At 43.9% G+C, this 12,720-nt stretch carries 10 protein-coding genes; 1 reads left to right on the forward strand and 9 read right to left on the reverse strand.

Annotated elements, in window-relative coordinates:
• Positions 1 to 46 precede the first annotated feature (46 nt).
• The 8 genes from Phpb_RS17675 to ppsR all read right to left on the reverse strand — a co-directional run bounded on the left by Phpb_RS17675 (position 47) and on the right by ppsR (position 8,312).
• On the reverse strand, positions 47 to 841 hold the full coding sequence (locus Phpb_RS17675; RefSeq protein WP_065391484.1) for a heme ABC transporter ATP-binding protein: 795 nt from the start codon (positions 839 to 841) through the stop codon (positions 47 to 49).
• Positions 841 to 1,842: a FecCD family ABC transporter permease gene (locus tag Phpb_RS17680; RefSeq protein ID WP_065391485.1), complete on the reverse strand. Its 1,002-nt coding sequence runs from the start codon at positions 1,840 to 1,842 to the stop codon at positions 841 to 843. Before Phpb_RS17680 ends, Phpb_RS17675 begins: the two co-directional genes overlap by 1 nt.
• Positions 1,839 to 2,660, reverse strand: coding sequence for a heme/hemin ABC transporter substrate-binding protein (locus Phpb_RS17685; protein WP_065391486.1), 822 nt, complete (start codon positions 2,658 to 2,660; stop codon positions 1,839 to 1,841). Before Phpb_RS17685 ends, Phpb_RS17680 begins: the two co-directional genes overlap by 4 nt.
• Positions 2,657 to 3,730, reverse strand: coding sequence for a hemin-degrading factor (locus tag Phpb_RS17690; RefSeq protein ID WP_065391487.1), 1,074 nt, complete (start codon positions 3,728 to 3,730; stop codon positions 2,657 to 2,659). Before Phpb_RS17690 ends, Phpb_RS17685 begins: the two co-directional genes overlap by 4 nt.
• 30 nt (positions 3,731 to 3,760) lie before the next feature.
• Complete coding sequence (locus Phpb_RS17695) at positions 3,761 to 5,782, reverse strand: TonB-dependent hemoglobin/transferrin/lactoferrin family receptor (RefSeq protein WP_065391488.1); 2,022 nt, start codon at positions 5,780 to 5,782, stop codon at positions 3,761 to 3,763.
• An 89-nt stretch (positions 5,783 to 5,871) separates the two neighbouring features.
• A complete protein-coding gene (gene hemP / locus Phpb_RS17700) occupies positions 5,872 to 6,069 on the reverse strand; it encodes a hemin uptake protein HemP (RefSeq protein ID WP_065391489.1) in 198 nt (65 codons plus the stop codon).
• A gap of 173 nt (positions 6,070 to 6,242) precedes the next feature.
• A complete protein-coding gene (locus Phpb_RS17705) occupies positions 6,243 to 7,289 on the reverse strand; it encodes a 3-deoxy-7-phosphoheptulonate synthase (protein ID WP_065391490.1) in 1,047 nt (348 codons plus the stop codon).
• A 141-nt stretch (positions 7,290 to 7,430) separates the two neighbouring features.
• Entirely contained in the window at positions 7,431 to 8,312 is an 882-nt protein-coding gene (ppsR, locus tag Phpb_RS17710) for a posphoenolpyruvate synthetase regulatory kinase/phosphorylase PpsR (protein WP_109396676.1), read from the reverse strand.
• A 211-nt stretch (positions 8,313 to 8,523) separates the two neighbouring features.
• Here ppsR and ppsA point away from each other — a divergent pair, with 211 nt between their 5' ends.
• On the forward strand, positions 8,524 to 10,902 hold the full coding sequence (gene ppsA / locus Phpb_RS17715) for a phosphoenolpyruvate synthase (protein ID WP_065391491.1): 2,379 nt from the start codon (positions 8,524 to 8,526) through the stop codon (positions 10,900 to 10,902).
• Positions 10,903 to 11,462: 560 nt separating this feature from the next.
• Here the strand turns inward: ppsA and ydiK are convergent.
• On the reverse strand, positions 11,463 to 12,572 hold the full coding sequence (gene ydiK, locus Phpb_RS17720) for an AI-2E family transporter YdiK (protein ID WP_065391492.1): 1,110 nt from the start codon (positions 12,570 to 12,572) through the stop codon (positions 11,463 to 11,465).
• Positions 12,573 to 12,720 lie beyond the last annotated feature (148 nt).

Here is a 12,720-nt window from a genome sequence, read left to right on the forward strand (position 1 = left end):
AAGACAGGCAAAGTGGCGGAACTAATTTGCCTGTCAGATTTTGCCGCTATTGTCTCAAATAAATCTGAGGTTGCTGAGTTTCAGGATGGCGGGTAATACCAAGATCTGCTTGGTACCATTTTCTCAGAGTATGATCATTTAGTACCTCTTCTGGTGTACCCGCAGCGACAAGCTTCCCTTTATGTAACAGAAAGATTTTGTCTGCATAGAGAGCGGCAAGATTCAAGTCGTGTAGAACGCAGCACATAGCCATAGGTTGTTCCCGCGTCAGTCGGTAAAGTAGACGCAAAGTATGTTGTTGGTGGTAGAGATCCAAGGCTGATGTCGGTTCGTCAAGAAACAAACAACACTCTATTGGTGTTGGATACCAAAGTTGAGCCAGGACGCGAGCGAGTTGTACTCTTTGCTGTTCGCCACCCGAGAGTTGCCGGTAGTCACGATGACGTAACTCTTGGCAATCCGTTTGTTCAATAACAGTATCAATCGCTGTCTGTTTATGATGGATACCATGAGGAGAACGCCCCATAGCGACCACTTCTTCCACACTGAAAGGGAAGGAGAGTGAGTTATGTTGACGCATGACAGCACGCGTGCGGGCTAATTGTTCAGCCGGCCATTGCTCAATGGGTATTCCATGTAAATAACATTGTCCATGTTCAGGTTTTATATATCCGGTTAATAGTCGCAATAATGTGGATTTCCCCGCGCCATTTGGCCCAATGATGGCGACAATCTCGCCTTTATTTACCGAGAGAGAAACATTATCAATTATTTTCTGGTTGCCAATTGAATAGCTTAAATTCTCTGCTTGCAGAGAAATATTATTTTTTATGACATCCATTATGTGCGGCTCCCCGGTTGTTTGAGTATCAACCATAGAAAATATGGACCGCCGATTAAACCAGTAATGAGGCCAACGGGTATTTCTGCCGGGGAGACCAATGTTCTTGCCAGTGTATCCGCGGTAAGCAGAAGAGAAGCTCCGCCTAACGCAGCACCGGGAAGCAGCCAATTATGATCACCGCCAAATCGCATTCTGATTAAATGTGGGACAACTAGCCCGATAAATCCAATAACACCACTTAACGCGACAGAGCTGCCAATAAGCAGGGCGCTGAGTAGTAATAACTGGAATTTAGTGCGTTGGACATTTATACCAAGGTAGTGGGCTTCTTCATCGCCTAATTGCAGCAAATTCAGTTTACGGGCTTGGCTGAAAGTTAGGATGGTGGCGGGAATAATTAAAGAAGCGGTAATTGCCAATGTCGGCCACTCTATCTGGCTGAGTGAACCCATCATCCATAAGGAGAATTGCCGTAGCTGTTGATCGTCACTGATATAGCTCAGGACGCCAATAGCGGACATACAAAGAGCATTAATAGCAATCCCAGCCAATAATAAGCGGGCCAGATTTCCGTAGTTATATTTATTGAGTGAAAAAATCAGTAATGAAATTAGCAGGCTGCCAATAAAAGCGGCGATAATATGTCCGTATACAGCAATTACCGATGGCAGGCTAACGGGTAGAACAATTGCCATTGCGACCATTAGTGCGGCTCCACTGCTGATACCTAGCAGGCCAGGATCAGCCAGTGGATTGCGAAATAATCCTTGCATTACAGCACCAGAAGCCGCTAAAGCACAGCCAACTAGTATGGCTAATAGCACCCTTGGTAATCTGATATTAAGCCAGATTTGCCACTGGGGATCACTAATGGAAGATTCCCATAATGTCTTGAAAGATAATGATAATGCGCCAATATTGGCAGAGCCGATAGCCAAGCCGGATAATATCAAACAAAGAAACGCTAAACCCAATCCCGGAGACTTCATACGGCTCATTGAGTCTTCTCCGCCGCCTGTCTGAGTTGTTTCATTACTGAGGGGGTTTCGAGGCCAAAACCGAGTAGTCCCATATCATCTACAATTAGAACCTGTTGTTTCTGGCCGGCAGGGGTATGTTTCAATCCGGGCAATTGCCAGATTTTATCCAAACCGCCCATTGATTTAACGCCATCTTCCGTCACCAATAACAGATCGGGCGCGCCGGCAATAACACCTTCTTGGGAAAGTGGACGATAATTGTTGAAACCTTGCATGGCATTAGTGGCACCAACAGCGCGAATCATTTTATCCGCTGCGGTTTTTTGCCCGGCGGCCATTGGCATGATACCCCCGTGACTCATGACAAACAGAATACGGGTGGGCAATGTCGTTGTCGGTATTTCCGCCAGCGATTTTTGATATTGCTGAATCAGTTGTTCACCACGTTCAGCCTGATTGACCGCCTTAGCGACGGTCTTAATTTTTTCAGGAATGGCTTCTAACGCTGCTTTTCCGGTTATCTGAATAACTTCTACGCCAGAATCCTGGAGTTGCTTAAGCGCCAGTGAAGGTTTTGCCAGCTCACTGGTTAGAACCAGTGTCGGATTCATAGAGAGAATACCTTCAGGGTTGAGCATTCTCATATAGCCGACATCGGGTAAAGTAAGCAATTCGGTTGGTTTCTGGCTGGTGCTGTCTCTGGCGACAACTTTTTCACCTTCACCAAGTGCAAAAACAATTTCAGATACATCGCCACCGATAGTGACGATCCGTTCAGTGGAAAAAGCACTGAACGATAATACCGCAAGGGCAAATGTCAGAAGCCATTGTTTCATGCTATATACTCTTCCTGTTTTGATTGCAGTTTTGGCAGAGCAGCTATTTGCTCACGCCACTGAGTTTGTTCAGGAGTGCCTTCTGTACGCTGACCAAACAGTTGAGCAATTTGGTTGCCATTAGCGTCAAATAGCTCAAGGCTAGTGACAAAACCATCCTCTGTTGGTTTACGAGTTACCCAACTTTCAGCGATGGCACTCTCTATTAAATGTAGTGTGAAATTGCGGTTAAAGATATTAATCCATTTCTGATCTGAGTTTTCTTCCTGATATGGCATCAGTCGTTCCAGTTGTCCGGTGAAAATTTGTACGCAGCCGTGGTTGCTAACGAAAATCATGATTTCATTCTGATCGTTATAAGCTGTGTTGATGAGCTCATTCAGCGCGGAATTTTCCACCTTGTAAGCCAGATCATTCTGTACCGCGTTGAAAACTTGCTGGCGGTTCAGATTATGACGTTTAAGTAACGTAAAGAATTGATGAACGTTAGTCATTGCTCGCCACTCTTCATCAAGCTGGACTTTCAGTTCATTTGTCACGGTTGAATAGGCAGTTTCTTCTACAAGTTTGATGACCAACGCAGGGTTGTCTTCTGTCTGATATTTTTCGATCAGCGCCTCCCAGGCTGCCATATCAGTATTACTTGTTGCATAAACTTTATGCAGTGCGTCACCCTGATGATCAAAAAATTGAATGCTGTGGCGCATACCATTTTTTGCGGGTTCAACCAGATAAAATACACTACTCCAATGTTCAAAGAATATCCGCAAGTCGAGTTCACGAGGGTTTAGGACCAGCCCTGCATGGCTGCTGAAACGTGTATTTTCATACCGGCCAATCTGTTCATGAACAGCAAAATCGTTGCGGGTGATCGCTTTAGTTTCACCAACAATAGCTAACTCTTCCAGTAAAGTTGGGGCGTCAACGTTAAGGCGTTTGGCATCGATACCAACGCGGCTATGCAATAATTCACCTTCGCTGACATTCAGATAGGCAGCCAAGTCACGGGCATATTTGGCTTTATTATCAGCTTTGGCTTGCAAGTAACGTTCATAAAGTGACGAATTCACAGTTTAACTCCTTGAAATATATTTATTTAATTACCACTGGTAACTGACTAACAGTTTGGCGTTGCGGCCATCCTGAGGTGTTCCTTGTGGCGAGTAGTATTCTTTATCAAAAGCATTGCCCAAAACTGCCGTGGTAGTCACACCTTTTAGCATTCCTTCACCTTGATAGCTGACGTAGAAATCATTAATGCCGTAGCCAGCTTGTTGTTTAGGATCTCTACCTCTGGCATCTTTACCTTTGAAATTAGTATGCTTGGTGAATTGACCTACCCAGCCGACAGAGAAACTGGTCTGTGCAATAGGGATATCCAAGATGCTGGTGATAGTATCTGGGCTAAGGTTATCTAAAGAATCACCGCTTTGTTCATCTTTACCTTCTGTGCGGTTGTAAGCCAGTTCCCAGGAGAACAGATTAGATTCATAGTTTATGGAAGCATCCCATCCCCAGATCTTGGCGCTAGATATATTGATAGATGTTGTATTCCTTCCTTGGTTGACGACATCTGACTTAATATAATCTTTAGCTTTAGTATCAAAATAACTCGCTTTGAATTTCAGTTCGTCATTATCTGCCAGGAGATTATCGAAACGTAAACCAAAACCAGACTCCCACGTCTCATTAGTTTCTGGGCGGAGATTTGGATTGGGAATCCAGAAGTTTCCGGGATAGTGCATAGAATCGTTATACATTTCTCCCATTGTCGGTGCACGGAAGGCTTGAGCGTAAGAGGTAAACAGCATCGACCAGTCAGTTGGCGTGATACTGATGGCGCCTTTGGAAGACCATTTATCTGCGTTGACAGCCTCATCTTTAGAATTCGTTCCCTTATAGTTGTCATAGCGAGTGCCGGCGATAATAGAGACAGGTAGGTCGCGCAGCGTCATCTCATCTTGTAACCAGCCGGAATAAAAGCGGATATCAGCGTCAGGGAAGCTATCTGTATTACCGTTTGGGGTCTGTTTCTGTTTGTAAGTTTCACCACCGTAGGTAAATTGATGCGCCAGCGGGCTATCTGTCCACAAACGGGAGCGGTTTTCCAGTTTTATGCCATAGGTTTTCTGCTTACGGCCTTCGAATCCCTTTTTCTTAGTACGGGCATCAATCGTGATATCGGAATAATAGAGGTCGGTTTTGGCATTTAACCAATCATATTCCGCTGGATTTACTTGGTAGCTAAGTTGGGCGTCACGTTGAGTTGTCGTGCGGTCGGTCCAAGAGCTAGGATCTTTATTTTTTCCGGTGAGTGTTTGTGGATTTTTAGGTTGATTAGCCTCATTACGGTAGTAGCGTAATTGGCTGCTCAGGGACTGGTTATCATCAATTTTCCAACTGCCTTTCGCCATCAGGTTACTGATAAATTCATCATTATCGCCAACTACGCCACCACCGTGGCGGATATTACCTGAATCACGGGTACTGAAAGCAAATACCCCATCCAGGGATTCCGATTTTGCGAAAGTCGCACCACCGAAGCCCATACTATGGTCACCGGTTGCTCCGCGGGCGAAAACGCGGAATCCGTGATCTTGACCCGTTTGCAAAAGGTCTGCTGCATCAACGGTTTGATAAGCGATCACACCGCCTAAGGCGCCACTGCCGTAAAGTAGGGCGGAAGGGCCGCGTACAACTTCGACTTGTTTAATTAATGCCGGGTCCAAGAACGTACCATTGATATGACCGGTATCGGTACCTTGGCGAATACCGTCAATCAATGTCAAAACACCTTTTGGACCATAACCGCGCAGACTAACATCTTGCCCATTAGCACGGTTTGTACCGGCTATGCTAATGCCAGGTATTTTTCTGATAAGGTCGTTAGCATTACCGGCGGTCTGACTTTGTGGTGATTTACTGTTTATCACCGTTACCATCATGGGAGCTTCGAAACTATCCCGTTCATTACCTGTTGCATAAACAGTTATCGCATCGCGGGATGATTTATTACTGTCAGAATCAGGCGATTTTGTTGCGGCATGAGCAGCCGAAATACTACTAATAATCGCTAAGCTTAATGCTGATAGTTTAAGTGTTGATCTTGCAGATTGAGACATCAGACGAATCTCCATAATAATATTTTATGAGTTATGGATATAGCTGGCTGCCCCGATACGCGATCCGGGTGGCTGGCTGAGTTATTATTTTATTTAGTTAGTATCAGCTTGCCGGCTTTAGTTTGGCGTAATTGGTAGAATTCTCCTTGGTGACGAATTCTGGTAATTCCTAGCTCACCTAATAGTTGTTTACTGTCAATGTAGCCAATTTCTACAATTTCAGTAGGATAGGTGTTGTAACGTTTTTCAAGCGCAATGCAAGAATGTTGGTGACATATTTTAGTCATAAAACCACTTTGCGAATACTAACTATTATCATAGTGAGAATTATTATCGTTATATGAAGGGGCGACTTCAAGCAATATTTTTGGTGGTCATGATCATAACATTAATGAAATTTAACTAATTTGTTGTCAGTTAGCCTTTTATGAATGAATAAAGGCTAACTCAAAATAAGGATTCAGAAACGGTAACTTACTGCTTCAGCAAGAATGTCAATAAGTTGTTCTGTATCTTGCCAGTTTAGACAAGGATCTGTGATCGATTGACCGTAATTTAGCGGTTGTCCTTGAATGATTTTCTGGGTGCCTTCAACCAGAAAACTTTCAGCCATCACACCGACAATAGCGGTAGAACCCTCTTGAATCTGTTGGCCCACCTCTTTTGCTATAGTCAGTTGGCGTTTATGTATTTTCTGACAATTGCCATGACTAAAATCAACAACTAAATGTTCTGGTAAATTAAATTCGCGTAGTTGGGCGCAAGCTATAGCGATATCTTGGGTACTGTAATTAGGCTGTTTGCCTCCACGCATAATAATATGACCGTATGGGTTGCCTTCGGTTTGATAGATGGTCATCTGACCGTGCTTATCAGGCGAGAGAAATGTGTGATGGGCACTGGCTGCGCGGATTGCATCTATGGCGATACGAATGTTGCCGTCCGTGCCGTTTTTAAAGCCAACCGGACAGGAGAGGGCGGATGCCATTTCACGGTGAATCTGGCTTTCTGTTGTTCTGGCTCCGATAGCGCCCCAACTGATCAGATCGGCAATATATTGGCCGGTCACCATATCCAGAAATTCGGTTGCCGTAGGTAAACCCAACTCATTGACGTCAACCAATAATTTCCGGGCCAAAGTAATTCCCCGATTTACCTGGCAAGAGCCGTCGAGATAGGGATCTGAAATTAAACCTTTCCAGCCTACTACTGTGCGCGGTTTCTCAAAATAGGCGCGCATAATAATCTCCAGTCTGTGCTGGTATTTTTCACGCAATCTGTTCAGTCGCTGTGCATAATCTAAAGCAGCATCAATATCATGAATAGAACAAGGACCGATGATTACCATAAGCCGTGGGTCATTCCCGCAGAGAATATCAGCAATGCGTTTCCGTGACGCTGTAACATTGTTAGCGATTTTTTCGGAGACGGGAAATTGAATTGCAAGAGCTTGAGGTGTTACCAAACTATCGACACGGTGAGTCCTTAAACCATCTGTTTTGCACATATATTTTCTCAAAGTTTGTTTCACATTAGCAGGCATATCTATAGGTAATTGAAATTACAATAAACGAAAACGACTAAGTTAAACAAATGATATAATTAATCATATGATGAATTTTTTTCCGTTATTCCTATTGATATATTTTTAAAACATTCGGCGGTTTAGCTTCATCATGTCGATTATTTTGGTCGAGATTTCTTCAACAGAATAATTGGTGGTATTAAGATAATTAATCTTATTTTTGCGGAATAAAGCTTCAACTTCGGAAATTTCTATTCTACATTGCCTTAATGATGCGTAACGGCTGTTTTCTCGACGTTCTTCCCTAATCGCCGCCAGCCGTTCAGGGCTTATAGTTAAACCGAATAACTTATGTTGAAACTGTTTTAATGTCGCAGGTAATTGTAAATTGTCCATATCATCCGCAGTGAAAGGATAATTTGCAGCCTGAATACCAAATTGCATGGCTAAATAGAGGCTGGTGGGTGTTTTCCCACAGCGGGATACGCCCAATAGGATAACTTGTGCCTGGTCAAGATTACGTAAAGAGATACCATCATCATGGGCCAGGGCATAATCAATAGCCGCTATGCGTGCATCGTACTGACTGAGATTCTTTTCAGTCAGACCGTGGGTACGATTAAGTTCGGGTTTGGGTTCCAATCCGGTTTCTTGCTGTAATGGGGCAACTAGTGTCTGTACAATGTCCTGACAAAATCCTTCGCTGCTGGTAATAATATTTTTCACTCCAGAAGAGATAATGGAATAAAAAACTAAAGGTCTTATACGCGTATCTTGATATATCTGGTTTATTTGTTGCTTTATTTCTTTTGCGCGGGTTTCATTGGCGACAAAAGGAAGAGTATAAGCAGTTATTTTGATGGGAAATTGTGATAAGACAGCATGCCCCAATACTTCTGCGGTAATTGCCGTGCCGTCTGAAATAAAGAAAACGGTACGTTCAACATTCTCAACGCCTGTAACATTATTACGTTCCACTGATGTTTCTAATCTGAATTCCGCCATGATATTTATAGTGACCTTTTATCTTGCCAATTGTTTAGTTGAATAAAACCGGATATTGATTCTCTGCAAAGTATACCTAAGAAAAAAATAATGTGTTGGGTTGATCGATTCACCTTTCTATGTGTGCGAAAACATTGTGTTAGTCTACTTATGGCTGCGCTATGCAGCGCCAATTTCTCGATTTGTACCTCACGAATAAAAGGATTGTTTAATGCCCAATAATGACCTCACCCCGCGTAATGTGCTTTGGTATAACCAATTAGGTATGCATGATATTGACCGGGTTGGTGGTAAAAACGCCTCCCTGGGAGAAATGATCACTCACCTGTCAGGATTGGGGGTTTCTGTCCCGAATGGTTTCGCTACGACAGCGCAGGCATTTAATGATTTCTTGGAACAAAGTGGCGTCAATCAGCGTATTTATGACTTGCTGGATGAAACAAATGTTGATGATGTCAATCAACTCTCTAAAGCCGGCGCACAAATTCGCCAATGGGTGATTGATACGCCATTTACGCCACAACTGGAAAAAGATATTCAGGATGCTTATCAACAGTTGTCGGAAGGAGAGCCAGAAGCCTCTTTTGCTGTACGTTCTTCGGCGACCGCTGAAGATATGCCTGACGCTTCTTTCGCCGGGCAGCAGGAAACTTTTCTAAACGTGCAAGGCATTGATGCGGTGATGGTTGCCATCAAGCATGTGTTTGCTTCATTGTTTAATGATCGCGCTATTTCCTATCGTGTCCATCAGGGATATGACCATCGAGGAGTCGCACTATCAGCGGGTGTACAACGTATGGTGCGTTCCGATCTCGCCTCTTCCGGTGTGATGTTCACTATTGATACTGAATCAGGGTTTGATCAGGTTGTTTTTATTACCTCTGCTTACGGATTGGGTGAGATGGTTGTTCAGGGCGCTGTGAACCCGGATGAGTTCTATGTTCATAAGTCAACTCTGAATAAGGGAAAACCGGCAATTGTGCGGCGTAATCTGGGTTCTAAAAAACTGCATATGATCTATGCTGACAATAAAGAACATGGTAAGCAGGTACGTATCGAAGATGTAGCAGAATCACAACGCAATCGTTTCTCTTTAGCGGATGAAGAAGTTGAGGCATTAGCGCGTCAGGCATTATTAATTGAAAAACATTATGGCCGGCCAATGGATATTGAATGGGCTAAAGATGGTCATAATGGCAAATTGTACATTGTTCAGGCGCGTCCTGAGACTGTCCGATCAAACCAGCATGTTATGGAGCGCTACCAACTGAATGAACAAGGTCAGGTATTGGTGGAAGGGCGTGCCATAGGCCATCGTATTGGCGCAGGTCGAGTAAAAGTTATTCACAACTTGAATGAAATGGATCGCATCCAACCGGGTGATGTTCTGGTCACTGATATGACCGATCCGGATTGGGAGCCTATTATGAAAAAAGCCGCTGCGATTGTGACTAATCGAGGCGGCCGGACCTGCCACGCAGCGATTATTGCCCGTGAATTGGGCATTCCTGCGGTTGTTGGATGCGGTGATGCAACGGAACGTTTGAAAGAAAATCAGCCGGTGACAGTTTCCTGTGCGGAAGGTGATACGGGTTTTGTTTATCAGAATCAATTGGACTTTACTGTACAAAGTTCTCAGGTCGATCAGTTACCGGAGCTTGATGTAAAAATTATGCTAAACGTCGGCAACCCAGATCGTGCATTTGATTTTGCCCGATTGCCGAATGACGGCGTAGGTCTTGCTCGTTTGGAGTTTATTATTAATCGGATGATTGGCGTACATCCTCGCGCATTACTGGAGTTTGATCAGCAAACTTTGGAATTGCAGCAGGAGATAAAATCGCTGATGGCCGGTTATGATAACCCGGTTGAATTCTATATTGGGCGCTTGACTGAGGGGATTGCTACTCTGGCGGCCGCGTTCTGGCCGAAACGGGTTATTGTGCGTTTGTCTGACTTTAAATCTAATGAATATGCCAATCTGGTTGGCGGTGACATTTATGAACCTGATGAAGAGAACCCCATGTTAGGTTTCCGTGGCGCAGGGCGTTATGTTTCTGACAGTTTCCGTCGCTGTTTTGCGTTGGAGTGCGAGGCCGTTAAACGCGTACGTAATGATATGGGGTTGACCAACGTCGAAATTATGATCCCGTTTGTTCGTACAGTAGCTCAGGCTAAAGCGGTTATTGCTGAACTGGCGTCCCAAGGGTTGAAGCGCGGTGAAAATGGATTAAAAGTCATTATGATGTGCGAGATTCCGTCCAACGCAATTCTGGCAGAACAGTTCCTTGAACATTTTGATGGCTTCTCCATTGGTTCTAATGATATGACTCAATTGACTCTTGGTTTGGATCGGGATTCTGGGGTGGTATCTGAACTATTTGACGAACGTAATGATGCGGTCAAGGCCATGCTTTCATTAGCTATTCAGGCGGCCAAACGTCAAAACAAGTATGTGGGAATTTGTGGTCAAGGGCCTTCAGACCATCAGGATTTCGCGCACTGGTTGATGGAAGAGGGTATTGATAGCCTGTCATTAAATCCAGATACCGTTGTAAAAACTTGGTTAGGATTAGCAAAAGTGAGTTAATTGAGAATAATACGCAATTAGAATTAAAGTCCCGTCAAAATAATGGCGGGTTTTTTCACGATTAAGGTTGCTGATTACAGTTTCCGTGGAAAAGTAATGAAAAAAAAAGCCTATCATGGGCGTGATAGGCAAGGACTACACACAGCAATATAGGAGTTTCTAACAAGTAGAATCATCAAAAGGAGAAATAAACGTCTCGTTCATAGCCCGTTTATATTAATTTAGTTATATGGTTTATTCATTAAGAATTGTCCTAATTTCCGTATTATTTACGACTAAAATGAGCCAAATTTAACTAAATTTTAACAATTTTTTCACAATAATTATATTTAACGAATAAGTACCACAAAAGAGTGGTAAGTTTTATAAGATTATGCTTTAGCGAAAGAGCTAAATTCTCTTTCGCTGTGTAAGTCAGAATTAATTATACCTATGGATTTCAAGATGGATCGCGACGGCAAGGGAGCGAATCCCCGGGAGCATAGAGAACTATGTGACCGGGGTGAGTGAGCGCAGCCAACAAAGAGGCAACTTGAAAGATAACGGGTATATCATACAAATTATTCTGACAACTCTTGTTCCAGATATTTTTCCGTTTCGGCTAAATCATTTTCAGGTTCTGGGACTTCATTCATCCATGCGATTAATAAACGATAAGCAACCGCTAATACAACGGGGCCGATAAATAAGCCAATCATGCCAAATGAGAGTATTCCACCAATAACGCCGATTAATATCAGCGCCATAGGTAAATCTGCGCCCAAACGAATTAAGAATGGGCGAAGAAATCCATCCATCGTTGTTACGATGCAGCTCCAGACCAATAATACGGTTCCCCAGGTTGTATCACCTGTCCAGTAAAGCCAGGCGACAGCAGGAACTAAAATCAGTAATGGGCCAAGCTGAGCGACACAGCAGACAAACATCAGTACGGTCAGCAACGTCGCATAAGGAATACCTGAAACAGCCAAGCCGAGACCACCGATAATGGCTTGAACCAGCGCGGTAACGACTACGCCGAGCGCTACGGCACGGATGGATTGTGCCGCCAGCAGGATGGCGGCATCTCCGCGCTTATTTGCCAGGCGAATAGCAAAATGGCGAATACTCATCGTGACTCGTTCGCCTTTCAGATATAAGAGCACGCTAAATAACACCATCAAACAGAGGTGGAATACAAAACGCCCGGCATTTGCCGCTTGAGTAAAGAACCAGGTTGCTGCTTCTCCAACATAAGGTTGGACTTTAGCTATCAGCACATTTCCACCATCAGTAATGAGCGAATTCCAACCGCTGTAAAGTTTATCGCCAACCAGAGGAATACTATTCAGCCAAGTCATTGTCGGTATCTGAAAATGGGAGGGGGATTTAGCCCATTGGATTAATGGCGCGCTGTTTTCCAATAAGCTACTGACCAGTAACGCGACAGGGATTACAAACAAGAGAATTAGCAGTAGCGTCATGATGGAGACGGCAATCCAGCGTTTACCCCATAAACTGTTCTGTAGTTTTTCTAATAATGGCCAGGTGGCGATAACAACCATGCCCGCCCAGACAAAACCGAAGATAAAGGGCTTTATCACCCAAAAGCTGGTAACAATTAGCAGTGACAGGAAAATTAAAGTAAAGAAGAGCTTTGGCAGGTCATAATGCGGTTGAGATTTGTCCATAAGTTAATTTCTCTCAGGGATTTAGTGGCGCTAAAGATAATGAATAAATAGGATGTTATCTATACCCGTCATCTTTCAAGTTGCTTCTTTGTTGGCTGCACTCACTCACCCCGGTCACATAGTTCTCTATGCTCCCGGGGATTCGCTC

The organism is Photorhabdus namnaonensis (genome assembly GCF_001684335.1).
GTDB classification, from domain to species: domain Bacteria; phylum Pseudomonadota; class Gammaproteobacteria; order Enterobacterales; family Enterobacteriaceae; genus Photorhabdus; species Photorhabdus namnaonensis.